The organism is Glutamicibacter sp. FR1 (genome assembly GCF_047300825.1).
Classification (GTDB): domain Bacteria; phylum Actinomycetota; class Actinomycetes; order Actinomycetales; family Micrococcaceae; genus Glutamicibacter; species Glutamicibacter nicotianae.
In genome coordinates this window covers 340,261-365,556 of sequence record NZ_CP178602.1, presented here as the reverse complement: position 1 = coordinate 365,556, position 25,296 = coordinate 340,261, and the positions used below count along the sequence as shown (strand labels likewise).

At 59.9% G+C, this 25,296-nt stretch carries 20 protein-coding genes and 1 pseudogene; 7 read left to right on the top strand and 14 right to left on the bottom strand.

The features are described 5' to 3' along the window. Window positions 1-35: 35 nt before the first annotated feature. From ACLQ8T_RS01810 to ACLQ8T_RS01795, 4 genes are all read right to left on the bottom strand, one after another. The gene (locus ACLQ8T_RS01810) at window positions 36-491 is read right to left on the bottom strand and encodes a GNAT family N-acetyltransferase (protein ID WP_204720258.1); all 456 of its coding nucleotides are present in this window, start codon (window positions 489-491) and stop codon (window positions 36-38) included. A gap of 13 nt (window positions 492-504) precedes the next feature. Then, window positions 505-2,103, bottom strand: a complete 1,599-nt coding sequence (locus ACLQ8T_RS01805) for a DUF6297 family protein (protein ID WP_413455508.1) — start codon at window positions 2,101-2,103, stop codon at window positions 505-507. After that, window positions 2,093-2,788 (bottom strand): ABC transporter ATP-binding protein, encoded by a 696-nt coding sequence (locus ACLQ8T_RS01800; RefSeq protein WP_204720254.1) that lies wholly within the window; start codon window positions 2,786-2,788, stop codon window positions 2,093-2,095. The genes ACLQ8T_RS01805 and ACLQ8T_RS01800 overlap by 11 nt, the downstream gene beginning before the upstream one ends. A 66-nt stretch (window positions 2,789-2,854) precedes the next feature. Beyond that, window positions 2,855-3,565 (bottom strand): queuosine precursor transporter, encoded by a 711-nt coding sequence (locus ACLQ8T_RS01795; protein ID WP_149596214.1) that lies wholly within the window; start codon window positions 3,563-3,565, stop codon window positions 2,855-2,857. Window positions 3,566-3,921: 356 nt separating this feature from the next. Here ACLQ8T_RS01795 and ACLQ8T_RS01790 point away from each other — a divergent pair, with 356 nt between their 5' ends. From ACLQ8T_RS01790 to ACLQ8T_RS01770, 5 genes are all read left to right on the top strand, one after another. Then, on the top strand, window positions 3,922-4,629 hold the full coding sequence (locus tag ACLQ8T_RS01790) for a TetR/AcrR family transcriptional regulator (RefSeq protein ID WP_413455507.1): 708 nt from the start codon (window positions 3,922-3,924) through the stop codon (window positions 4,627-4,629). A 124-nt stretch (window positions 4,630-4,753) separates the two neighbouring features. After that, window positions 4,754-5,368: a hypothetical protein gene (locus tag ACLQ8T_RS01785; protein WP_149596212.1), complete on the top strand. Its 615-nt coding sequence runs from the start codon at window positions 4,754-4,756 to the stop codon at window positions 5,366-5,368. 36 nt (window positions 5,369-5,404) lie between these two features. Further along, window positions 5,405-6,226 carry a hydroxymethylpyrimidine/phosphomethylpyrimidine kinase gene (locus ACLQ8T_RS01780; protein ID WP_413455506.1) on the top strand — a complete coding sequence of 274 codons (822 nt, stop codon included), beginning with the start codon at window positions 5,405-5,407 and terminating at the stop codon, window positions 6,224-6,226. A 362-nt stretch (window positions 6,227-6,588) separates the two neighbouring features. Further along, the gene (locus ACLQ8T_RS01775) at window positions 6,589-7,077 is read left to right on the top strand and encodes an FBP domain-containing protein (RefSeq protein ID WP_038992504.1); all 489 of its coding nucleotides are present in this window, start codon (window positions 6,589-6,591) and stop codon (window positions 7,075-7,077) included. A 564-nt stretch (window positions 7,078-7,641) separates the two neighbouring features. Continuing rightward, complete coding sequence (locus tag ACLQ8T_RS01770) at window positions 7,642-10,713, top strand: S8 family serine peptidase (protein ID WP_413455505.1); 3,072 nt, start codon at window positions 7,642-7,644, stop codon at window positions 10,711-10,713. A 91-nt stretch (window positions 10,714-10,804) separates the two neighbouring features. Here ACLQ8T_RS01770 and ACLQ8T_RS01765 read toward each other — a convergent pair whose 3' ends face one another. From ACLQ8T_RS01765 to ACLQ8T_RS01730, 8 genes and pseudogenes are all read right to left on the bottom strand, one after another. Further along, the gene (locus ACLQ8T_RS01765; protein ID WP_413455504.1) at window positions 10,805-12,055 is read right to left on the bottom strand and encodes a glycoside hydrolase family 3 N-terminal domain-containing protein; all 1,251 of its coding nucleotides are present in this window, start codon (window positions 12,053-12,055) and stop codon (window positions 10,805-10,807) included. Window positions 12,056-12,136: 81 nt separating this feature from the next. After that, window positions 12,137-13,129, bottom strand: a complete 993-nt coding sequence (locus ACLQ8T_RS01760; RefSeq protein WP_413455503.1) for a DUF4113 domain-containing protein — start codon at window positions 13,127-13,129, stop codon at window positions 12,137-12,139. Window positions 13,130-13,338: 209 nt separating this feature from the next. Beyond that, window positions 13,339-14,748, bottom strand: coding sequence for an MFS transporter (locus tag ACLQ8T_RS01755; protein ID WP_413455502.1), 1,410 nt, complete (start codon window positions 14,746-14,748; stop codon window positions 13,339-13,341). 2,165 nt (window positions 14,749-16,913) lie between these two features. Continuing rightward, window positions 16,914-17,243: a helix-turn-helix domain-containing protein gene (locus ACLQ8T_RS01750; protein WP_413455501.1), complete on the bottom strand. Its 330-nt coding sequence runs from the start codon at window positions 17,241-17,243 to the stop codon at window positions 16,914-16,916. Further along, the gene (locus ACLQ8T_RS01745; RefSeq protein ID WP_413455500.1) at window positions 17,240-18,391 is read right to left on the bottom strand and encodes a tyrosine-type recombinase/integrase; all 1,152 of its coding nucleotides are present in this window, start codon (window positions 18,389-18,391) and stop codon (window positions 17,240-17,242) included. The genes ACLQ8T_RS01750 and ACLQ8T_RS01745 overlap by 4 nt, the downstream gene beginning before the upstream one ends. A 119-nt stretch (window positions 18,392-18,510) precedes the next feature. Further along, a pseudogene (locus tag ACLQ8T_RS01740) lies at window positions 18,511-18,777 on the bottom strand (DNA polymerase V subunit UmuC); the annotation flags it as partial. Further along, window positions 18,767-19,183, bottom strand: coding sequence for a translesion error-prone DNA polymerase V autoproteolytic subunit (locus ACLQ8T_RS01735; protein WP_204720241.1), 417 nt, complete (start codon window positions 19,181-19,183; stop codon window positions 18,767-18,769). The gene ACLQ8T_RS01735 and the pseudogene ACLQ8T_RS01740, both read right to left, overlap by 11 nt. A 78-nt stretch (window positions 19,184-19,261) precedes the next feature. Then, window positions 19,262-20,488: an MFS transporter gene (locus ACLQ8T_RS01730; RefSeq protein ID WP_413455499.1), complete on the bottom strand. Its 1,227-nt coding sequence runs from the start codon at window positions 20,486-20,488 to the stop codon at window positions 19,262-19,264. 90 nt (window positions 20,489-20,578) lie between these two features. Here ACLQ8T_RS01730 and ACLQ8T_RS01725 point away from each other — a divergent pair, with 90 nt between their 5' ends. Further along, on the top strand, window positions 20,579-21,433 hold the full coding sequence (locus ACLQ8T_RS01725) for an NAD-dependent epimerase/dehydratase family protein (protein ID WP_413455498.1): 855 nt from the start codon (window positions 20,579-20,581) through the stop codon (window positions 21,431-21,433). A gap of 104 nt (window positions 21,434-21,537) precedes the next feature. Here ACLQ8T_RS01725 and ACLQ8T_RS01720 read toward each other — a convergent pair whose 3' ends face one another. Then, complete coding sequence (locus ACLQ8T_RS01720) at window positions 21,538-22,815, bottom strand: NAD(P)/FAD-dependent oxidoreductase (RefSeq protein ID WP_413455497.1); 1,278 nt, start codon at window positions 22,813-22,815, stop codon at window positions 21,538-21,540. A 323-nt stretch (window positions 22,816-23,138) separates the two neighbouring features. Between ACLQ8T_RS01720 and ACLQ8T_RS01715 the strand changes: the two genes are divergently transcribed. Beyond that, window positions 23,139-24,344 carry a hypothetical protein gene (locus ACLQ8T_RS01715; protein WP_413455496.1) on the top strand — a complete coding sequence of 402 codons (1,206 nt, stop codon included), beginning with the start codon at window positions 23,139-23,141 and terminating at the stop codon, window positions 24,342-24,344. A gap of 66 nt (window positions 24,345-24,410) precedes the next feature. Here the strand turns inward: ACLQ8T_RS01715 and ACLQ8T_RS01710 are convergent, their stop codons facing one another. Then, window positions 24,411-25,031 (bottom strand): malonic semialdehyde reductase, encoded by a 621-nt coding sequence (locus ACLQ8T_RS01710; RefSeq protein ID WP_204720229.1) that lies wholly within the window; start codon window positions 25,029-25,031, stop codon window positions 24,411-24,413. Window positions 25,032-25,296: the final 265 nt, after the last annotated feature.

The following is a 25,296-nucleotide window of genomic DNA, read 5'->3' as shown; positions in this document are numbered from 1 at the left end:
AGCCAGCGCGTGGAGAACCGATGCCTCGGTCTTTTCTAGGCTGGAATGCCCTGCCCTGCGCGGATCATCGGCAAATGCATGATCCCGTCGTCATCATAGTCTTCCCCGGAACGCTGGAACCCGAACTTGCCATACCAGCCCTCCAGCTGGGTCTGGGCGCTAAGCTGGATCTGCGCATCCGGGGCGCACAGGTCCACGGCACGTTGCATGAGTTCCCCTGCAAGGCCGCGGCCGCGGGCCTCCGCTGCCGTCGCAACGCGCCCAATGCGCGGAGCGCAGCTGTCGATATCCATGATTCGAACCGTGCTCAGCACTTTTCCGTCCTCGGCAACAATCAGGTGCACCGTGCCGGCATCCAGATCGCGGCCGTCAATGTCCGGATAGCACGAGCGCTGCTCGGCGATGAAGACGTCGGCCCGCAATTTCAAGATTGAGTAGAGCAAATCCATGGATAGCTCATCGGGCTTATAGATGGAAATCATGTCGTTCATCGTACAAGACCATCTACGCCGCATCTCCCAGTTTCCTGCCGGCAACGTGAATCAGCGAATTTGCGCCGAAGAGCATCGCGGCAACCCACAGCAATGGGGGAATGGGAGTAGCCGGGCTGAGCACCAGGCAGAAGATTGGCGCGAACGTGGCGGCCGCCCGAATAAACGTAGCGGTTTCCATGAAGAGCTGTGTGGCCATGGCCGCGTCATTGGTCGCTCCCCCGAGTACTGCGGACCAATCGCGTTCGGCTCTCCTTGCATGCGCAATGCTGGCAGCAGCGCATCCCAACGCGGCAACCACGATTGCAGCGATCCAGAGCCAAATACGCTCCGGCTGGATCATGCCAACCAGTCCCAGCCCTCCGGTCAACAGCAGCAGGCTGATGGCCGAGAAGAGCATCGCGTACAGCGTTGCTGCCCGCACCAGAACTGCTTCCGATATCCCAAGTGGCTGGGTCAGCTGTTTCTCCGAGACCAGCGGGGCAATTGTCGCGGAAATGCTGAAGGTCAGAATCAGGCAGAGCACCAGGTAGAAAGCCGCTGCACTCAGCGGATTGGCAATCCGCTGGACCGTGGCGGCCAGCGAAAAAGCCAGGAGCAGGAATCCGGCCACCGGATGCCAGCGGCCTGACCGCAGCAAGCGCAGGCAGAGGATGCGCCAGGCCACGGGCAATGCGGCGGTGAGCTTGCTGCCCAGGGTCATCCTGCGGCTGATGGCGGACTGCGCCGGAGCTGCGATGCCCCGCGAGTCGCCCTGCATCAACGTCCCCATGGCCAGTTGCTGGTGCTCTCCTGCCAAGCGCAAGGCCGGGCCCGGAATCCGTTCGACATGGCGATACGCCCAATACGTACTCACCGCGCCCAATGCCAGGACGACAAGCAAGGCGAACAGCCACGCCGCCGGATCCAATGTGGCGGCAGCCACTGCGCCAACCAGATCCTGCGCCCAAGGAATCTGGAACAGCAAGAGCAACCACAGCACCGCCACCGCGGTGAGCAGTCCGAGGCCCACCCCATCGCAGATCCGTCGTGCAGTAGCTTGGCGGTTCATTGCTTGGATCGCCGTGGCCGCGTTGGCAAGCCCTGCCCCGGCCGCCGCAAAGCAGGCGAGCCCCAGGACAGCGACTGGAAGCGGGAGCGATCCGGCCAGCCCCAGCATCACGATCAGCCACAGCGCGCCTGCGAAGCTGCTTGCGAAGAGCCCAGTGAGCATTGCATTTCGCCACGCCGGTCGGCGGATTGCCCGGAGCGTGACCGGCAGCGGCAGCCACCAGTCGGCCTTGGCCGCGCTAAGCCCGCACGGTCCCAGATAAATCATGAGCCTGAAGATTGCCAAAGCTGACAGCATCAAAAGCACGAGGGACAGATCCTGCATGCGCCAAACGGCGCTGGGCAGCTCTTGGTGGGCTACGCCTTCGCCCAGGAGCACGAACAGCATGCCGAAGAGCGCACTGAAGAGGTAGGCCAACGCAATCAACGCGGCCAGCACCCAGACATAGGCATCGGAAAAGCTGTCGAATTTTTCGGCGAAGTTCCTGCGCTTCCTGGCTCGATGAAGCAGTTCGCTCGGATCGAAGGCAACGCTTTGGCTGGTGGCTGGACTAGCGTTCAAGCCACTGCGCCCCTCGGTGCGGATCAAGCAACTCGCCCTCGTCGGCGTCCAGCAGCAGTACCCGGTCCATGCAGCTTCGCAGCATGAGCGGATCGTGGGTCACCGCCAGCAACGCTGTTCCGCCGCCGCGCAACCCGGCGAGCCGATGGTAGAGCTTGTGCCTGATGCGCAGATCCAGGCGCTGTTCCGGTTCGTCGAGAATCAGCAATTCTGCCGGGCGGATCAGGACCGCGGCCAGCAGCAGCTTGCGACGCTGGCCGGAAGACAGCTCGCCGGGCAGATGACCGGCAACGGCAGTGATTTCAAAGAAGTCGAGTTCCGCTTGGACAGCCTGGCCCCAGTCCTGAAGTCCGTGCCCGCGAGCGACCATTTCCAGATGCTCGCGCACCGTAAGTTCGTCGAAGAATGCGCCATCGGTGATCTGGACGGCGACGGTACGGCGAAAATGCGCCGAGCTTTCATCCACGGGAAGGCCTTGGAACGAGATGCTGCCTTCAAGTGGAATGAGATGCCCCAGGATTGTGCGGATCAGTGTCGATTTCCCGCTGCCATTGGCTCCGATAATTCCCACGCCAGCGCCCGGAGACAGCCTCAGGTTGATTGGCCCGCAGATTACCCGGCCGGGATAGCCGATAGCCAGGCCTCTGGTTTCCAGCTGGAATGTGTCGTCTTGACCTGTCTGCATATCCTCGACTCTAATGTCCGGATACAGCTGTGGGCATCGCCCTCACGGATGATGCCCACAGGATGATCAGCTTTCGACAGCCGCTTGGCTGTAGCCGGGCTCGCGCTTCTTGAACCATTTGATGACCATTGAGGTCACCGGAACGAACAGGATTTCCACTGCAGTCTTGTAGATGAAGCCCACCACCACATAATTGATGAAGCTCGGTACATCGGCGATGCCGATCACCGGCGCGGCAATGGCGCAGAAGATCAGGGTATCCAGGAATTCTCCAACACCGCTGGAACCGATAAGCCGGAGAATCAGTCCACGCTCGCCGGAACGTTCCTTGAGTTTGACCAGCACCCATGAATTGGCGAACTGGCCCACCAGGAAGCCGCAAGCCGAGGCGACGACGATCTGCCAGATCGGGCCCAGCGTGCGTTCAAGAGCTTCCTGCCCGTCGTAGAACTCGGCTGCAGGCAGCTGGATCATGATCCAGAAGCAGAACACCGCGAAGAATGCCAAGATGAACGTCACGAGGATCGAACGGCGGGCTGCCTTCAATCCATACACTTCCGAAATGACGTCGCCCAGGATGTAGGCCAGCGGGAAGAGGAAGAAGCCGCCATCGGTGATGAGCGGTCCGAAGCTGACGCCTTTGGAGGCGCCGATGTTCGAGAGAATCACGACAGCGCCCATCAACGTGAGCACCGTGGAGAAGTAGGGGGAACCTGAAGAAGCGAATACCGCGTTCTTGGTTCGGATCAAATTGTTGCCGGCGGTGGAATCGCCCATGAAATTTTCCTTGTCAAAGTGGTTCGCCAGAACATCGTCCTCATGGCACGGCCCGACCCATGAATCAAAAGGGTGGGGTTGCATGCCTACGCGCTGTCCCGCTGTATTAGCACTTACGCAACAAGTATCCCACGCATAGCTGGGGCCAAGTTCTCACCTGTTGCCGGCCAACCATGTTTCGAGAATCAGGATTTTCTGAAATTCATATCTCACTAGCCATTCTTCGGACTATGAATTCGAGGAAACAAATGGAGCAGTGACCGCTCTCCCGTAGTTGAGCGTTAAATTTTTCTTTTTTTGAGCGCGTTCAAATAATTGCTAGAATCGAATCCACCCGCTTTCCGTTCAAAGGCCCTATGACAACGCAACCCCGCACCGAAAAAGGTCAGCAGACCCAAGCCAAGCTCTTGGCTACTGCTTTGGAGTGCTTTACCAAGGATGGGTATAAGGCCTCGAGCATGCGTGCCATTGCCGCGAAGGCAGGGGTCTCCCTGTCACATGCCTACTACTACTTCAAGTCCAAAGAGGACATCGTTGCCCAACTGCTGCTCAACCTGCGCAGGGAGCAATATGAGCAATGTTCGGGAATGCTCAATGAAGGCAACACGCTCGAAGCTAATATCCGCGCCGTGCTCGATTCGGGCGTCGAAGCGTTGGCCCGGTATCACGATTTCGGGCCGGCATTCCTGCGCTTGATGCTCTCGCGCGACATGGGCAACGACGAGATCTGGCGCATCGAGTTGGAGCTCTGGGAGAAAGTCGTTGCCGGATCCCGCCCATTGCCGCCAATGGGCATCCGACGGGATCTGCCGAAGTTCCTGCTGCTCGTCTCCCGCCAGATCTTCTCCGCGTGGGCCTTCGACCAGTCGCCGCAGCAGCGCCGCTCCAGGCTGCTGATGAAGAATATGGCACCGGTTGCCGCCAAGTTTGCCGTGCTCTGCCGTTTGCCCGTGGTGCGCTCGCTCTTTGAAGATGTCCTCGCACTGATGGATCCCGGACCAGCAGAACTCGCCGAGGCAGCCGAGTCGACACCCGCCCAGCTAAGAAGGCCCAAGGCCTCCTGAAATGCTGCGCATCGCGCTAGCTGGCAAACACCCAGACACAGAGTTCCGTATCACCGCGGGTTAAGGCGTAAAGTCAAAGATGCCGATAGGTGATCCCTAGCGAACCAAAGGAGAGCGCAGCACTATGAGCGCAATGGCACGAGCACTGCCAAGCTGGACCCACGACTACGCCACGTTGCGTGATCGCATTGCTTCTTTCCCGAACCAGCATGAGATTCGCTCGGTCAACCAGGACGGCGAGGACGTGGAAATCCTCCGCTACTGGCCTGATGCTTCCTGGACAGTGCCAAAGGATGCGCAGCGCTTGATCCTCTTGGGCCCGCCCAACGACAGCACCGCTGCAGAACTCGCCAAGGCAGGCTGGCAGCAAAGCACGACCATGCACCTGCTGGCCGGCAAGCCTGACGATGTCGAGCAGGTAGTCAAGCTCGCCGACACATCCGGGCTTTTCGAAGCTCCCATGGACAACTACGACGTCGTCGAGGTGACCGACTTCGACCGCCCGGTAGCCCGAGGACGCATGCGCTACGGCGAGAACTACGGCTTGCTCACCGACCCGGACCTTTTCTCTCCTGCAGATCCCGATACGGCCCGCCGTGCAGTGCTGGCAAACTTCGCTGGCGCCGCGTTCGGCCATGGACTGCCTTGGCTGCTGCTGGTGGCCACCGCAGAACATGCCCAGCAGCTTCCCGAAGGCTGGTCCAAGGCAACAACGCTCAGCTTCTGGCAGCACGACTAAACCCATTCCCTACCCGCACTACCTGCAATTGAGACTATGACTAATACAAACACCGCCTCTCCGGCAATGACCCTGACCATCGCCGGTTCCGAAGCCACTGGCGGCGCTGGCGCCCAGGCCGACCTGAAGACCTTCCAGGAACTGGGAACCTACGGCATCGTGGCCTTGACCTGCATCGTCTCCTTCGACCCGAAGGATTCCTGGAACCACCGCTTCGTTCCAGTTGACCAGCAGGTCATTGCCGATCAGCTCGAAGCCATCCAGACCTGCTACGAGGGCAAGCTCGGCACGGTCAAGCTGGGCATGATGGGCTCTCCAGCAACGATCAACACCGTCGCCACCGCGCTGAAGTCCCAAGACTGGGAGAACGTGCTGCTGGATCCGGTGCTGATCTGCAAGGGCCAGGAACCAGGCCACGCACTGGACACCGACGAAGCGCTCAAGTCCACCCTGCTGCCGCTGGCTACGTTTGTCACCCCGAACCACTTCGAGGCCGAGCAGCTCTCGGGAATCAAGATCACCACCGAAGATGAACTGGTCGAAGCCGCCAAGAAGATCCACGAGGTCTCCGGCGCAGCGGTCCTGGCCAAGGGCGGTGTCCGCATCTCCGGCGAAGACGCCGTGGACGTGTTCTACGACGGCAGCACCCTTGAGGTCCTGCGCGAGAAGAAGATCGGCGAAGTCGCGGTCTCCGGCGCAGGCTGCTCGCTGGCCGCCGCCGTCACTGCAGAGCTGGCCAAGGGCGCGACCCCTCTGGAGGCTGCCCGCACCGCCAAGGCGTTTGTCACCGAAGGCATCCGCAACCGCGTTTCCGGCAAGACCCCGTTCGACGCACTGTGGCAGGGCGGCCGCCGCTAGGCCCCAGCTGCTGGACTCTTTGCTGGCCAGTGCCGTTCACGGCAGTGGCCAGCAAACTGCTTTAAGCTTGATCACAGTCGTTGGCCTAGGCCAACCGCACTTGCTATCGTTATTTCGGAAGTGCTCGAAATCAGTGCGTGGAGAACCACAGGAAGGGGCGGTCGGCTATGCAAGCCACTTTGACGCTCTGCCCGTTCGTCTGCGCATCGAACGGGGTTGTCAACGCATTTTCCGCTTAGGGCACCTGCCTTGGGCGTTGTTCTAGCGCCCCAATTTCTCGATGCCTCGCAGACCTCAAAACCTTTGACGATTAGAGACTCCGCGCGCCGGTAAAGTGCCCGCGGACCATTTGAGGATTTCCCATGCAGCCATTGACCGAAAAAACCATCCGCTCTTCCTTCATCAACGCCAGCCGCCAAGAAGCGAAGAAATTGACCTTGCCCGAAAACTTCGACTCCCTCGATTGGGATTCGCTCGATTACCTGGGCTGGCGCGACCCGAAAATGATGCAGCGCGGCTACCTGCTCCACACCGATGGAACGGGAAGGACCCGCGGCATCCTGCTGCGCCCCACCGACGGTGGCCGCAAGCCGAATAACGCCACTATGTGCGAGATGTGCCGCGATGTGAATATCCCCTGCGCAGTAGGCATGTGGACGACCAAGCGCGCAGGCCAGGCCGGGCGCGACGGCAACACCTTGGGGACCTTGATCTGCCTGAATTTCGAGTGCTCCCGCAACGTTCGGATTCCGCCTCCGAAGAATCCGATCTACCCGGATCCGATGGTCGTCGTTGCCGAGCGCATCCAGCTGCTCGACGAACGCGTGCATAGCTTCCTGAACCGCCTCTAGAAGGCAGGAGGAGCCAAGCCGATTCCGGCGCATCCCGCCCAGCAAGTAGTGAACTGATGAGTAACAAAGCGTCTAAAATTTTCTCAAAGATTAGCGCGCTCATCAGGCCTCGCTGGGCGGGTTTGTCGCAGTGGTTCGCGGATTTCATTATGAAATTCCCAAGCCAGCCCGATATCCGGCCAAAGGTCACTATTCAATAACCCCTTGATATATGAGCTGGGTCACCTAAGATTCCAGCTAGGGGTATACGCACTAGCGGACGTTTACCCCGGACGATCATCAAGGCTCACACTGCTTTAATGTCGCCCGCCCATGACGGGAGCAGTACCGCTATCCAGCCCAGCTAGGAGAATCATGGTCACTCGCCGCACGCAGAGAGTGCCGCGCCTGATTTTGGGATCAGCCACTGCACTTGCATTGGCCGTTACCCTCTCAGGACCGGCAAGCGCAGCAGGAATCCCCCAACCAGGCGACGGCGAAAACGCCGCTTCCCTGCCAATCACCAATTCATCAGCGCTCTCCAATTTGAAAGTCTCCGGACCGCTTGCCAAAGCTACTGGCGAGGTGTCGGTTTACGTTCAGCTCCAAGGCGATGGCGCCTTCGAGACGGTGAAGAAGTCCGGCAAGAAGAAGGATGCCGCCAAGGTCAAGAAGATGGACAAGGAGGTCAAGGCCAAGGGCAAGAAGCTGGCCGCCGAGTCCAACTCGAAGGTCATCTACACCACGCATAACGCACTGCAGGGTGTCGCCCTGACCGGCGATGCCGCAGACCTGCGCAAGCTGGCCGAGCGCAGCGACGTTGCCAAGATCAGCTCCATCGTTCCCAAGAAGCCTTCAAACCGCAGCTCGGTAGTTGACACCGGAGCCCTGGAATCCTGGAAGGCCCTGGACAAGACCGGCGAAGGCGTCAAGGTGGCCGTGCTGGACACCGGCGTGGACTACACCCACGCCAGCTTCGGCGGCCCGGGCACCCTGGAGGCCTACAAGGAAGCCCAGGCCTCTGAAGAGCTGCCCAGCGCAGACTCCGGCCTGATCGACCCCGACAAGTTCATTGGCGGCTGGGACCTGGTCGGCGATGACTACAACGCCAACTCCGACGACCCCACCTACCAGCCAATTCCCCGTCCGGACCCGAACCCGCTTGACTGCCAGGCCGCCGGGCACGGCTCCCACGTTGCCGGCACCACCGCAGGCTACGGCGTCAACGCCGATGGCTCGACCTTCACCGGGGACTACTCCTCGCTGGACGCCGACGCACTGGCAGAGATGAAGGTCGGCCCTGGCTCGGCTCCTGACGCACAGCTCATCGGCATCCGCGTCTTCGGTTGCCGCGGCTCCTCCGCCGTCGTCGGCCAGGCGCTGGACTACGTCCTCGACCCGAATGGCGACGGCGACTTCTCCGACCGTGCCGACGTGGTCAACATGTCCCTCGGGTCGGATCATTCCCCGGCCAATGACCCTGAAAACGACATTGTCGACGCCCTGAGCGCAGCCGGCATCCTCTCGGTTGTCGCTTCCGGCAACGCCGGCGATGTCACCGACGTGGGCGGCTCCCCGGGCAACTCCCGTTCCTCGCTGACCGTCGCCAACTCCGTCGGCTCGCACGTCACCCTGGACAAGATCCAGATTGACGCTCCAGAAGATGTTGCCGGCTCGGCCTCGGGCCAGTACTCGGCAAACTTCAACTACACCAACGCTGATCCGGCTGCCCTGTCCGGAGAAGCGGTGATGGCTCCGGCCGATAACGCATTCGGTTGCGAGGCGTTCGAAGAGGGTTCGCTGGAAGGCAAGTGGGTTTGGCTGCAGTGGAGCGAAGGCGGCGAGTTCCCTTGCGGTTCCGGCGTCCGCTTCAACAACGCTGAAGCCGCCGGTGCCACCGGCGTCCTCTTGGATGCAGAAAGCAACCTATTCGATGCGGGCATCGCCGGCAACGCGACCATCCCGGGTGCGCAGTTCACCTTGGACGAGTCGAATCGGCTGCGTCCAGCAGCTGAAGCGGGCACGCTGAAGGTGACCCTGTCCCCTGAATTCGTTGGCGGTTCCTCCAGCGAGTCCGGCGTTGGCGACACGTTGAATTCTTCCTCCTCGCGTGGCGTCCACGGTTCCAACGGCGTGGTCAAGCCGGATGTGGCTGCCCCAGGCACCCAGATCGGCTCGGTTGGCGTCGGCACCGGTACCGGCACTGCCGTGATGACCGGTACCTCGATGGCGACCCCGCTGGTCGCTGGCATCGCCGCACTGGTGCTGGAAGGCACCGACTACACCCCGTACGAAGCCAAGAGCATCATCATGAACACCGCGGCCACCGACATCAAGGACGCCGACGGCGAAGCCTACGGTCCTAACCGTGTTGGTTCCGGTCGCGTCATGGCCGATGCGGCACTGCAGACTCCTGCCTTCGCCTACGATTCCGAAGCAGCGGACCTGACCAGCGTGGTCTTCGGCGTCATGGAACTGGACGGCAAGAAGCCGTTCACCGCGAAGCGGGAAATCACCATCGAGAACACCAGCGGCAAGGCGCAGACCTACGATGCCAACTACGTGGCAGCTACCGAGATCCCGGGTGCAACCTTCACCCTGGATCGCAGCAGCGTCACCGTGCCGGCCGGTGGCAGCGCCAAGCTGAATGTCACCCTGAAGGTCGACCCGAAGCAGTGGGCCAAGACCATCGATCCGACCATGGCTACCAGCCAGTCCGGATTAGCCCGTGCCTGGGTCGCCGATGCAACCGGCCGTGTCGAGCTGACTGCCAACGATGCCCCAACCCTGCGCATTCCAGTCCAGGCAGCACCAAAGCTGGCTGCTGACATGGAAGGCAAGCTCAAGAAGCTGAAGAAGGGCGCGGATACCACCAGCCTGAGCCTGAAGGGCAAGGACATCACCGCAGGCGAGGGCGCTACCTCGGTCACCTCGCTGCTCGGCGCTTTCGAGCTCGGCGCTTCGAGCGAACGCGGCGATGACTCGCTGGACAGCATCCCAGCTGCCCGCTCGATGGACCTGCAGCACGTTGGCGCTTCGAGCACCGCGGGCCGCACCGGCATCGCTGACGGACTGTTGAATATCGGCATCTCCACCTGGGAAAACTGGGCCCACCTGGCCGGCGGCACCGAGCTGGATGTCGAGATCGATACCAATGGCGACGGCAAAGCCGACTTCGTGACCTTCAATGCGGCATTTGATGAAGTGGACCTGGACCTGGCGGCGACCTTCAATCTCGCCACCGGCGAGCAGGTTGACCTGCAGCCGGTGAACGGAGTGCTGGGCGATGTCGATACCAACACCTTCGACACCAACGCGGCGATCTTCCCGATCTCCTTGGCGGCACTGGGACTCGATGAGGATTCGGCAGAGATCTCCTACCGTGTTCTGGGCTACTCCTGGTACAACACCGATGAGAACGGTGCAATGATCCCGGTTGACCAGACCGACTGGATCGATTTCAACGTGGCGACGCCACAGGTTGATTTCGGTGCGGAGGGCACCCTGTTCACCGATCTATCCGGCACCAACATCCCGGTAACTGTTGCTGACAGCTCCAAGGCATCGAAGGCGCTGCTGCTGCACCTGCACAACGGCAGCGGCGACCGCGCCCAGGTTCTGGACGTGACTGACGGAAAGACGAAGGGCAAGAAGTAGGCCTTACGTCTCCCAAAACCAGGCCCGGGGCACTTCCTAGCGAGTAAGGAAGAGCTCCGGGCCTATCACTTTTAAGATTCCGTCCCATGGCCTATTGGCTGCGCAGCTTCTCTTCCAAGATCAGCGCTGCGGCTTCCCTGAGCTTGCCCGCGAATTTGCCGTCGGATTTCGCTTCGGCAGCCAGCGTTTTGGCCATGGTGATGGCCGGAGCCGAATTCACGCATAACGGAACAGTTCCGCCAGCGGCAATGAATTTCACTGCGCGCTCACCCACCGGCACGTGGCCGACCTGCTTGGCTTCGCAGAGATCATCGGAAATCACGATACCGTCGTAGCCCATTTGCCCACGCAGCAAACCGGTGATGATCTTCGAGGAGAACGGCGCATCATTCTTCGTATCGAGCCGCGCATAGCGGGCATTGGAGACCATGACCCAGGACTTGCCCTGCTCGATAGCCTGCTCGAATGGCTGCAGATCGCTGGAGTCCGCACCGATCTTCGTATCTGTCACCCCGGTATTGGTATCGGTATTCTCGGCAACCCTGCCCAATCCTGGGAAGTGCTTGACCACCGGTTGCACCCCTTGGGCGTGCAGCACTTCATTGACCGTTGCGACGGCTTTGGAAACACCCGCGGCGTCATGGGCGTACTCGCGGCCGAAGTAGCCGATGGGTGCGTTGCTGGTGCCGATGCTGGATGGAACTACGTCAGCCACCGGAGCCAGATTGACGTTGATACCGGCTTCAGCCAGCTGCTTTCCGGCGGTTCCCACTTCGCGTTCCAGCTTTGAGGTGGACCACTGGCCCTGTTTCAACGCCGTGGGCAGTTCGGCAAAGCCTGCTCCCTGGAGCACCCGGACAAAGCCTCCCTCCTGATCGGTGGCCACCCAGACCGGCAGCTGCCCGGGAATGCTGGATTCCAGGCTCTGGGTAATTTTTCGGACCTGAGCAGCAGTCTGCTGGACCGTGAGCTGGGAACGCCCACGCAGGAAGACATTTGAAATCCCCTGCTTCTTCATCGCTGAAATTTCCGCAGCGGATGCGCCTGTTGCCGCAACGCCTGCCATCACCAGGCTCGCTGCCTGCTCGCTGGCGCTCAGCTCGTCAACCAATTCTTCGGCTTGCTGGCGCAGCGAAGGTTCCTTGCTCTGGCTAGGGGTTGAACTCTCCTCCACGCCAGCAGTGCTCGACGGCCTTGAAGAGTCCGGCTGCGCGGGCGCACTCGTGCGGCTCGGGCTGCTGGCGCTGGGGGCGGGCGTGCTTGGAGCTGGTTCTCCGGCATTCGGCGCACTGCAGCTGGCGAGCATCGCTGTCATCAGGATTCCGGCTGACATGATCTGCATGGCACGGTTTATCATGAATTCATCTTCCCACCGGAAACTGCGAAGTTCCCGTAGAGCCGCGATTTTTGCCGTTGGCCGGCCTCAGGCGCGCACCACCAGCAGCTCGTCCCAGTCGGTGGTGTAGCGCTGCGAGATATGCTCACGTTTCATCGACCATTCGGGGCTCCTGGCCAATCCGGCATGCCCCAGGCCGATGGACTTGGCGCCGAATCGAAGCGAAATGTCCTGGACAACCGAGGAGACATTTTCCTGTTCCTGCGCAGCTGGGTCAACGTTCTGGCCAAAGAGATCCAGCTGCTGCTCGCCCGGGGTATCGCTGAGCCCGGAGAGGATCACTCCCCCGCGAACGTAGTCCATCCCCGGTTGCATCAGATCCCGCATCGCGGCAATGGCCAGCTTGCTGAGCAGGATCGGATCCCGGGTCGGCCGCGGCAGGCGCACCTGGGCGCTGGGGAATGACGCCTCTCCGCGCGCGAAGCGGCTGGTGCCTGCGGTGACCGTGAGCAGTGAAGCGTAGCGGCCTTCGCTTGCCAATCGGCTAGCGGCCTTCTGCGCATAGATGGACATGACTTCCTCCATCGCCTCATAGGTGCGCACCGGCGTGGAGAAGGAGCGTGTGAACATCACTTGGCCGCGGTCCGCGCGTTCTTCCACCGGACCGATGCAGCGTTGCCCATTGAGCTCGAATACCGTGCGCTGCAGGACGACTGAAAATTTCTTGCGGATCGCCAATGGGTCGGCCGCTTGGAGGTCAGCGATGGTTTCAATGCCCATGGCCGCAAGCTTGGCACCGGTTTTGCGCCCTACACCCCAGACATCGGTCACCGGGACCCGGTTCATGATGCTGCCCAGGACCTCGGGATCCATGAGCTGCTGGACGCAGACGCCTCCGAGCCCCGGATTGTGCTTGGCGATGTGGTTGGCCAGCTTCGCCAGGGTTTTGGTGGATGAAACACCGACGCAGACCGGAACGCCAATCGTCTTGTCGATGGCGGCACGGATCTGGGCGGCGGTGCTGCGCACCTGCTCCAGGTTGCCTTCCAGCCCGACGAACGATTCATCGATGGAATACACTTCATGCCAAGTCCCGAAGCGCCCGAGCAATTCTACTGGTACTGGCGAATATCAATTTGTTCACTATTGAATCGTGTCGATTGCGTTACAGCAGGATATACCCTGCTGGGCGCGTCGTGGGCCTGTCACTGCGCTGTGCCAAGGCGGAGAAAACGGTGTCACGATGCGCCCAGCATATGTCACGGGAGCTGACTCGGATGGTTTCGTTGCTACGCGTCTTCCTCAGCACCATGACGCGGCATGGATATACGCATGGCTATCAGTCCTGCCCCGATTAACCCGATGACGGCAAACGTACTACTGAGCAGAAATGGGTCTATTCCGAAGGAAGCTCCAGAAAAACCGACGCCGATGTAGAGGGTGATGCCTGCTGACCCGCCGAGCTGATCTGCTGCTCGCTGGACTCCAGAAGCTGTACCGGCATCCGATTCGGTCACTCCAGTAACAGCCGCGTATTGAAGCCCGACTAGCCCAAAACCCATCCCGACTGCGATGAGAACCATAGCTGGAATCATCGCAATAGCTGCAGCCTCCACGTACGTGACGATGGCGATAGCCACCATCCCGAGAGCCGTAAACCCGATGCCGGTCACGGCGCAAAATCGGGCACCCCATCGTCCGAGGAATCGAGGTACCAAGGTTGCGGCAGCAACAAGCGAGATCGCTAGTGGCACCAGCGTCAGTCCTGTGGTCAACGGACTGAGTCCTAGCCGGTTCTGCAGGTAGAAAGTGAACAGCAGGAACGATGTGGACAAAGCAGCGCTGAGCAGAGCAGTCGCAAGATTGGCCCACACCCGCGTTCGGTTTCGGAAGAACTCCAGGGGTATCAGCGGATTCGTGGCCCGTCGTTCAACAACAACAAACAAATATGCGGCTATCACAGCTCCGATTAGCACGACTACGGCCGCCCAACGGGGGATTCCGTCAGCCTCTCCTGCTTCGACGATCCCGAATACCAACAGAAGTGGCGCAGCTGTCAACAGGATCGAACCTGGAAGGTCGAGTTTCATGCGCCTTCTTGGCTGATCTGCCGGGATGAGAATGCACGTAGCGATGAGGACGAACACGATAAAGGGCACCGATACAAGGAAAATCCAGCGCCACCCTAAAAACTCAGTGATGACTCCGGAGAGAATGAAGCCAAGCACCAGCCCGCAGCTAGCAACTGCCGCCCACACACTCAGCGCGCGTGATCGTCCACGACCTTCAGGGAACAAGAGAACAATCACAGCCATTGCGGCTGGCAAAGCCAGCGCTTCGCCTGCCCCTTGAAGCAGCCTCGCGGCTACAAGAATAGGATACGTCGGGGCAAGCCCGGCCAGCAGTGAAGCGAGACCGAACACAGTTGTACCGATCAGTAACAACCGGCGCTGCCCGAGTAGGTCCCCGAGCCGGCCGCCAAGCATTAATAGACCGCCACCGGTGATCGTGTACCCGACGACAACCCATGTCAGTTGTCTAGCATTGGCACCAAACTCGGCACCGATGGACGGAAGGGCAACGTTCACTACGGTCACATCTACCGCGATCAAGAATTGCAACATGGAAAGACAGGCGAGCGTCACCCAAGCCCGCACCGCCGTGGTTTTAAATTGAGAAGAAAGATTAGTGGGAACCAAGTCGTGCTCCATCGTTCAGAAGAACTCCGGGCAGCACTAAGCGCCGCTCCGGACTGGCCGTAGAGCGGCGAAGCATCAAAAGATTAAAGGACTACGTGCTCCGCCGCTAGCGGAGCATCTTCGTCACAGCGGCCGCAGCCGCAGAGGAACCTGCCATACCCTGGATTATATCAGCTCCGTCTTGGATATCTTGCCGGTCAAGTCTTCATCCGTAAGACAGGGTATGTTAACCAGTCGCGGTTTGCTGCTGTTGCCCAGGCTGCAGCTGAGACGGTGGAGATACCGAGCAGATCCGATAAGAGCGGCACGGGTATTTCAGCGGCGAGTTCCAGGAGTGCAGCCGTTCGAGAGCGTTTTACAGGAATGCCTAAACGCCCCAATCGGCTTCCTAAGGCCCCTGCGGTGAGGTGTCTACCTGGCCATCGACCAGGGAATAACCATGTGTCATTTACGTCCCGGTGGGTTCTTGATGGGATCCGATGCAACAACATGACAGCATGCCCGAGTTGTTCAGGCAGCTCAATAGGATCATCGGCGAGGGTTATGGAAACACCCTTCTTGTTGTAGCGCACCGCAGATCGGGGAATGGCGACGATTCGGGATACCGGCTGTCCATATAGCAAGACGAAAAGCCCTGCGACACGGTCTTGTGCCTTTATGGTTTCGTCGCGGAGCAGCCAGCGTGCTAGACGCCATCGTTCATCTGGAGCTATAGCGCTTATGAATGTATTTCTTTGTCGGTATGACGAGACAGCTGTGGCGAGTCCGTTGTCTTTCAGCCATCGTGTGAAGTGACTTATATGATCATGACGATTAGCAGAGCCTGCAACGTAGGCGTCGAGCACTCCTTGGGGCAAGGTCAGGGTCGTATATCCCTGGTCCTCAACGAATTGAAGGTACTCAGCACAGGTCTGGAGTCGAGATCGGAGTCGATGGAACCGGTTATTGGGATCGGTAGGTCGTATCGCGTACCCTGCCCAGGGTTTAGTCGACAGTCCCCACTGCGCGTACCGGCGAAGCAGCAATCGATGGGCTGAGTTGGTCTGTTCCGATAGCCACGAGGTCAGCCAGAGGTAGTATCGTTCCTCGTTGATATCGATGTCTGTCAGCACGCCGGATGTCACGAGCATGCTGAGTAAGAACGTTGCGCCTTGTTTTCCTCCGCATCGGGTAAAGATTGCCTCGAATTCTAGGGGCAACTGCCCGGTGGCTAATTCTCGCAGCACCGCAGCACTGACACGGTTGGTACGTTGCCACCCCACAAGGGAGTCAGCTCGTGTTGTTCCTTCCAGCAAATACTTTTCTAACGGTCGAAGCTCAGGCCGCACAGACCCGTCGGCGTCTGCCAGTATCTTCTGGATAATCTCGGGGCGGTGACATTCGATACACAGGTGGAACTTCCGCATGTTCTCTACGGAACCGCACCCCGGACATGCCAAAACCTCGGGTTGACCTGCGCACGAAGCGCAGCACAACTGTTCGTCAATAATGTGCGTCAGGAATTTCTGTTCACCGCAGCCTGGGCAAGTGCGTGGGTAACGCATCCCGTAGTAACAATTGGGGCAGATCGTCTTGCCCTGAAGATGTAGCGCTATGGGTTTGAGTCGTTGGCAACCAAAGCACTGAGCTTTCGGGGGTTTGTAGCAACGGTTGCACACCAACGTCCCGTCTAAGGCATTCTTGACAGACGTCGTCTCCTGACAGCGATGACAGACCCCAAACGACCGCGGATCGAGCCTCCAACACGGTCTGCAAAAGTATTCTCCTTTGAGGTTTTTATGGATGGGTCGCCGTTGCCCACAGCCAACACAGGGTCTCGCTCGATAATTTCTTTCGCACCGAGAACAGTGGCGACCTCCTTGGGGTGCTCGATGCGGCAACTGCATCTTTCGGCCACAACTCTCACATCCCGGCACTACAATCGCAGCTGCCCCAGCCTCCCTGAGAGCAGCGGTCAAGGCTTGAACCGTCACGGGCACGTTTGCGTCGTCACCAGTCAGAATCCCGGGTCGCTTGCTGATCGCGATGAACAGCCTCCGACGCGTCCGATAGACCGGCGCAATAGAATCGATCATGGCGGCCAGAACACTCGGCGCAATTTCCGGAGCATAGGACTCCAGAATTGCGACAATGTCTTGTGTCACTGTATCCATGAGGAACTTTCGTTAGTGCTTGGGTCGTCTGATCCTGGCCCGCACCGGGCGCAGATCACCAATAGGAGCTTTACTGCCTTCTGCCACGGCTGTCTTCGGTGCTTCGACTTCACGCCGCTCTGTCACAATCAGCTCATCTTTAGAACACTCCAGCGCATCACACAGCGCAGACAACACTTCCAGACTGATGCGGCGAGGTGGCGTTGTGACCAACCGATACACTTGCTCCCGCGACAGCTCGACCCCTCGTTCTGCCAATAAGGGGCGAAGGTCAGTTGTGTGGAACAGACCTTTCGACGCCATAATGGCTCGAAGGTTCCACGTAGTATGCAGCTCAATCATTCCTGCCCCTCGTCCTCGGTAATTTTTCGCAATGCCTGGGCCAAAATTCTGTTCTTGAAATCTCCACTCACGGAGGTATAAATCGAGGTGGTGGAGGAATGCTGGTGGCCCACTTGTTCCTGCACGAAGCGGTCAGCATACCCATGCTCAATCAAATGCGTGACATACGAATGCCTCAAACCGTGCAACGTCAGCTCTTCCGGCAACCCAGCTTCGGCGCGAAGCTCGGCAAACCGGCGATCAAGATAACCCCCAGAGATGCGAGTCCGTCGCTCGGTAACCCAGATAGCATCGAGGTCTCCTGGATCAAACCGATCGCGAGCTTGCTCAACCCACTGCCGCATACCCGGTACCCACCACTCGAATTCTGGCACGAGCAAAACAGTACGACGTCGAGGTGCACCGCCGCCGGCGGCCTTGCCCCATCGCACATGCAAAGCCGCATAACGTCCCCACTGTTTAGTTTCGGGATTGTAGTGCAGATCCGCAAGATCCAACTGCGCCAGCTCATTTCGTCGCAGCCCAAAAGCATAAGCCGTCTTGAATATCTGAGAGTCTCGCAGCGCGGCCAGCGCGCCCTTCTTCCCTGACGCAGCGAGTTCTTCGACTTTGGCATCAGCCGTATCAAATAAGGTTTCCACCTCGTCAAAGGTCAGGGGACGACGTTTTCCAGACCCCTCGTATTGAGCCTTATGTGCCACCGTATTCCAGGGCAGACACACCTGCACCGGGTGGCTACCGAACTGATTTTCACAAATCGCCACCCAGTCATAATTCGGATCAATCAAATACGCACAGAACGTCTTAATCGCATTGTGATTGTGCCGCATAGTTGAAAGCGACTTGAGCCGTTGATCTGGTCCCGAGATAAACTCTTCGACGTCTTGAGCATTCCACTCCCACGGCATCCTTCCAGAAAACTCCTGCAACCGCAGGATCAGACGCCGCCGAGTCGCAATGGTCGTCGAACGCAGCCCCCGACTGCGCTGTTGGCTGTCCCAACCACCAAGCATGGCCTCAAACACCGTCGCTTCCGGCGTCGCAAACGCCACATTGGACGAGTCCGACACGGCGCGAAGAGTCCGCATTACATCATCTGAATATTGCACCACATACAACAATGTAAGGGTGAATGCATCATCGGTCAATAGCCGACCGAGCAAACCCGAGATATACTAGGTAAAGCGACAGCACTAGATGAGAATGATCGCTTATTCTGGGGTCATAGAATGATTGCGAGTTGCATTTCGCGCAACAGTCGATGGTTCATGACCCGGGCAGACATGTCCCCGTACAGCTCATAGTTGCTCGACCGCACCGCAAGGTTGTGCGAGTCCATGTAGCGCTGGACCTTGAAGAACGGCTCTCCGGTCGGAATGCCCAGGTCTTTGGCTTCCTGAGAACGCGCCACCACGCAGCCGTCATTGTTCGACAGCACCACCACCGGGCGATTGCGCAGCGAGTAGTCGAAGGCCCGCTCGCAAGAGACGTAGAAATTATTGACGTCCACCAGGGAGACGTGATCAGCGGACATGATGCAAGCACCTGGTGATGACGCCGAAGACGCTGACTTCATCGCCTTCGGCCAAGATGACCGGCAAGGGCGATTCATCGCTGAGCAAACCGACCTGCTGGCCGTCGATCTGCCAACGGCGCACCAGCATCTGCCCGTTCAGGTTGACGATGACTACCGAACCGTGGCGCACAGCAAGCGAACGGTCCACAATCACCTCATCGCCGTCGAAGATCCCGGCTGACTGCATCGCGTGGCCCGAAACGCGCATGATGAAGGTGGAGACCCGGTCGCGGACCAGCAACCGGTTCAGGTCCAGTCCGCCGTCGAAGTAATCGCGCGCTGGCGAAGGGAACCCCATCGCCGAAACCGCTTGCACCGGCCCTTGGGATGCTCCCGGAGGCATCAGCTCATGCTCTTCAGCCACACCCCACCACTTTCTAGTACAAATATTCGAATACTAGAATTGTAGCGCGTTAATCAGCTTCACGCTTCCGGCGAGCGCTTACCCCTCGGACTCGGCCACCGCGCGCTGCCCATGAACGCCGGCCTGCGCCGAGCCACCCAGGAGCACCGCGGACAGGACGATCACCAGCAACGTCGCGGCACCAGAGATCACGATGATCGTGCGGGCGGGGCCCACGAGCAGTCCCGGGGTGCCGGTCAGGTAGCCCAGGGCAACCATGATGTTGATGAGCATCCGCAGCTGGGCCCAGGCAGCGCCATGGCGGCTTTCCGGCACATGCTCGTAGATGGCAGTGCGCACACCGGTGTTGTGCAGCCCGTTGCCCAGACCGCCGGCCAGGAACACCATCGCCAAGCCGACCGCGTTGGCCCAGAGCCCTTCGATGAGGATCGCTGCACCCACTAGCCCGCCACCGAGCAAAATCGGCAGGGAACTTCTGGCACCGAAGCGCCGATTGCCTCCCAACAGGGAACCGAGCACCGCGCCGACGGACCATGCACCGAGCAACACCGCATATCCCGTGTCGCTATCGGTGATCTCGCGCAGGTAGAACACCCCCGCAACCCCTTCCGCTGCCGTAAACAGGACGATCGCCGCCACTGGCAGCAGCAGGATCCGCAGTCGCGGATTGCCCGTCAGTACGACTCCGCGATCCGCTATCGCGCCTTCGGGAACATGGTCAGGTCTTGGCCGTTCGTCCTGCCCGTCAGCTGCCAGCGAGCGCGACAGGACAACGGCTGCCATGGCCAATCCCAAAAATCCTGCAGCCGCGCACCACAGCACCGCACCGACCCCCGCCTTCGCGTGTGCGATCGACGCGAGCGCCGGCGCAATAATCCCGGCCAGGGAGGTAGCCACGACAAGGAAACTGCTGGCACGGGCAAGGGTGAAGCCTCCGCGGATGCGCGGAATGATCTTGAAGACCACCGCACCGTTAATCACCGCGCAAACGCTGGCCACGGACATCAGGGCAAGACTCAGGAGAATATTGGCGAAAATAGCCATCACCGCAAAAATCCCGATATGCACGCAGAGGTTCAGGATCCACACCCGGAACAGGGCAGCGCCGTCAACCCACCGCCCGATGGCCGGAGCGGCAAGGATCGGCGGAACCAGGCCAATCAGGAATAATGCTGTTACGCCCCAGGACCCCAGCTGGTCCGCGGATTCAAGGGTCAAGGCAAAGAGCGCCATCCCCTCACCGAGCATGGACAGCAGCGTAATCACGCAGAACAGGACGCAACGCACCGACGACCGCACCTGCACCCCCCCTCGCACATGCCGCATGGACCTGAAGGTTCTATCCTTTAGGTAGGAGGAACCACCTCCAAGGACATCGCACATCCAAGGAGTCTCGTGAAAATTTTACTGGTCAGTTGCGGAGATGTCGCCACCGAGGCAGGCCTGCGCTTCCAGCAGCAGGGCCATCGCGTCACCGCTTGGCGGCGCAACAGCAGCAAGCTGCCCGCCGGATTCGACGGGCACAGCGTGGATCTGCTCGATGCGTCCCAGTGGCCAAGCATTGATCCCGGCACCGAGATCGCCGTGCTCACCCCTGTACCAGCAACCCGCGATGCCGAGGGCTACACGCGCAGCTATCTGCAGGTCGCCCAGGAACTGGTTTCCCGGCTGGAAACCCAATGCCCCGCTCTTCGCCGGCTGATCTATATCTCCTCCACCGCGGTCATGGGCGGCGTCAACGGAGAACTCGTCGACGAATCAGCACCACTGGCACCATCCACCCCCACCGCGAAGGTTCTTGCGCAAACCGAGGAGGCGCTCGCCGGAAGCGGCCTGCCGGTCACCATCCTGCGGGCCTCCGGGATCTACGGTCCGGGCCGCACGCGCTTGATTGACCAAGTCCGCGCGGGCACCGCTCAACTGCCAACGCAGTCCCACTGGACCAACCGCATCCACCGCGATGATCTGGCAGCGGCGATTGTCCACGTCGCCGGGCTGGCCGAGCATGCTGCCGGCCTCTACCTTGCCAGCGACAGCACCCCCACCCAGTTGGGCGAGATCTACCAGTTCCTGGCCAAGGAACTTGATCTTCCGGAGCCGGACATGGCGGGGCAGGCCCCAGCTCGAAGGGCCGCCGACCGCAGGCTCGATAATGCCAGGTTGCTCGCCAGCGGGCTTGAACTGCAGTATCCGGGATATGCCGAGGGCTACCGCGCGATCCTTGCCGGGGCATCCACCCGGCACCCCTAGAGCGCGAAAAGGACAGCAATAAATGTAAACCGGCTTGCGGCGCATCCGAACGATGGGCCGCAAGCCGGTTCTCTTCATTTCATTCCGGGTGTGGACAGAAACGCCTAGAAACCCTTGCGCAACGGGTTGAAGTGCCGGGCAATGCCAGGAACCTGCTGGCCGGCAATCTGGGCGGCCAGGATCTTGCCAGTCAGCGGACCAAGGGCAACGCCCCACATGCCGTGGCCGCCACCGACCGAAACCCGCGACGATGCGGTCTGGCCGATCAAAGGCAGGCCGTCGGCGGTGCATGGGCGTCCACCCACCCATTCCTCCTTGCGGTTCTCCCAGTTGATGCCCTTGTAGACCGGGGTCGCGGCGGCAACGATGGCTTCGATGCGCTTCGGCTCCAGCTTGTGGTTGGCGTCGCGGAACTCCATGGTTCCGGCGATGCGGAAGCGATCGCCCAGCGGGGTGCAGGCAACGCGCTGGGTTGGGAAGTAGATCGGATGCGTTGGCATGTCCTCTGGCTCAACGGTGAACGAGTAGCCGCGGCCCGCCTGGACCACGACGTTCACGCCGAACTTGCTGGCCATGTCGGTCATCCACGCGCCGGTTGCCAGCACCACGTGATCGGCAGTGATTGCACGACCTTCGGAGCCGATGACGGTGACCGAGCCGCCGTTGTCGCGCACGTCGGTGACATTGAACGCGCCAATGATGTCGCCTCCGCGGGCAATCACGGACTCGGCCAGCGAATCCATGAACTTCGGCGGGTTGATGTAGCGCTGGTTCTTGATGGCCACACCGGCAGCGACCTTACTGGACAAGGTCGGTTCAATGCCGCGCAGCTCATCGCCGGTGAGCAATGCGTAGTCGACGTTGCCGCCGGCCTTCTCGATCATTTCAAATTCATGGAGCAGCGCATCACGGTCGCTGAGCGAGGTGAAACCGGTCAAGAATGGATCAGCGGGCTTAGTCAGCTCCTGCACGCCAGGTCCTGCTGTGGTCGACTGCGCGATTTCGTCAAAGGCATCCAGACCGGTTGCACCGATTTCCGAGAAGACCCGCATGGCTTCTTCCCACTTCTTCGGGGTCGAGTGCCATGCGAAGCCGATGAGGAAGCGCAGCAGTTTGGCATCGGCTTTCAGCGGGATGTAGAGCGGCGATGCAGGATCAAGCATCATCTTCAGGCCGTTCTTGAAAATCGACGGCTCGGCAATAGGCAGGGTCAGGGCCGGGGTCAACCAGCCGGCATTGCCCCAAGAGGATCCGGATGCGACTCCGCCACGGTCCACAACGGTGACTTTAATGCCCGCTTCCTGCAGATACCATGCGGTCGACAGTCCAACAAAGCCGGCGCCTACAACAACGACATGATCTGGCACGTTTCCTCCAGCCATGATCCACTCTCCTAGCATTTCGACGGGCTCTCCACACGAGCCCGCATTTGTTCACTGTCGCGCGATCCCCAGGGAAAATCAACGCGTGCTGACGATTCCACGGTGAGCGCCACCACAGTGGCGCCAGGTTCGCTCTTTTTGCGGAAAATTCCGGCTTATACCGAACTTCCAACAAAGTCTTGGCCGCGAATGACAACTTTCCCCATTGACCGCGTCACCAATGCCCATCTGGAACTTCTGTCGAATCACGTCCTGCGTAGACTGGAGGCAAGCGAATGACCAACCCTGACGATCAGCCATTTCTAAGGAACCGCACCACACTTATGGCCTCACGTAAACCAGCAAAGAAGAAGCCTGCCCAGGGCCACCCAGCCCGCCGTACCGGCGCCAGCAACGTGCCTTTCGAGTCGGAAGTGCGCCAAGCCCTTCAGCCATTCAAGTCCTCGCTCTTCCGCCACTTCCATGAAGAGGGCCAATCAGCCAGCGAGACCCGTGCAGCATTGGAAGGCCTGACCACCCTGCTGACCGTTCATGCCCAGCTGCGCAAAAGCGTTGACGTCAAAACCCTGGATCCGACGATTCTGGGCGAGCAGCTCGGCCACCTGACCTCGCTGGGCAAGGAAGTTTCGGAAGCCAGCGCTGCGATCCTCAAGCATTACCTGACCTTCCTGGGCACGACCGCTAATTTCGGCGGAAGCGTGGATGAGTTCAAGCAGACCTTCGAATTCCTCTCCCGCATGGCCGGGGATTCGCCAGTTGTGGCCCCTTACCTCGAAGATGATGAGGCCAACGGCAGCCTCGAAGCGATGCCTTTTGTTTTTGCGGCTCGCGAATTGATCGACTGGGTTGGCGAAGGCAAGCCAACGACCCCTGCTGGAGTGCTCACCGGCGAGACGCTGCAGGATGCAGCCGGCGCACTTGGCTTATTCGTCAAGGTAGATGAGTCAGCCGGCATTCCAGAGGATTCCCAGTGGGAGCCGGAAGACGGCACGATTGTTTCATCGCTGGCCGACGTTCCACGCCTGTCGGCATATTGGGATGCCTTGATCGGCACGGCCATGCTGCGCTACGAGGCACCGAACGCGACCCCCACGGAGTCGCTCAGCGATGCACTGCTGGCATCCAGCGGGCAAGGCGCACGCCTGGTCAAGGAGCTGATTGCCGAGGTTCTCTATTCGCATATCCTGATCAACACCTTGGAGGAGCCGGGCAAGGCGCAGATCGCCGAGATGGTAGCCGGCGTATTGAGCAATGCCGCATCATCAACCCCGCCGCGTGCCGAGTTTGCGTTGCAAGTTCCAACCGAAGAAGACCTGCCCGCCGAGCAGCATCACCTGATTGCCAGCCTCGAAGAGGTGGTCCCTCAGGTCGAGTCGCTGCTGCGGGTTTTCGAACGCGAAGGCCTTGTCGAGATCAACGACGAGATCACGGTTCCCGTTGTCTTGCGTTCTTCGCTGGAACGCGCGCTGGCCAAGGTTTCGGATCACGTATTGAAGGGCACTGAAGAAGCACCGGACCCTCAGGCTTAGGGCTCCAAAAAACGATGAAGGTGCGGGAACGATCACGTTCCCGCACCTTCATCGTTGAAGCATCGATCAGATGCTGCGCGTCGCCAACTCGGCATCGTGCCGTGGCAGGCGATCAAACCATGGGTTCTCGCCCGGCTTGCCAACATTGACGATCAGGAAGGACTTGTGGTTGTTGTCTGCGTTAATCGCGGCATCTACCGCGTTGCTGTCAAAGCCTCCCATCGGGCCAGCTGCCAGACCAACTGCGCGGACGGCCATGATGAAGTAGCCAGCCTGCAGCCACGCATTATTGCTACCCACTGCGGTGCGGACTCCAGCGTCCTGGAACATCTCCTTGCGTTCCGGAGCATGGGGGAAGAAATTCGCGAATTCCTCGTGCCACTCGGTATCGAAAGATAGGACAGCCAAGGCAGGTGCCGAAAGCGCCTTCGCGGCATTGCTTCCGGGCATGGTGCTCGCTACTGCCTGACGCGCTTCAGGACTCTTGATCCAGGTGATGCGCAACGGCTGATTGTTCATCATGGTCGGGCCCATTTTCATAGCCTCATAGATTGCGTCCAGCACGTCGTCGGTCACCGGTTCATCACTGAACGAATTGGCACTGCGGGCTTCGAAGAAAAGCTGATCTGCGGCTGCCTGGCCGATAGCCATCGATTCATAAAGGTTGGTTTCTGCCTGGACGCTCATGCGCACTCGCTTTCAAGACGGGAAGTTCTCTCCCTAGGCACAACGCCTCGTCATTCAAGCCAATTCCAAGCCAAGATGTGAGTCAGCGCACAGAACTGTGGGCTGGAGTTAAGTTATAAAAGGTACGTTGCATTACTGACAGACAGCGGCGTGCGATGGGGGCACAGCGCCGATGAAAGATCAGTCCGTTTACGCAATGCAACGTACCTTTTAATCACCCTTGGATCCTCAGTGATGCCACTCGCAAAACACCACCGAGTACCTT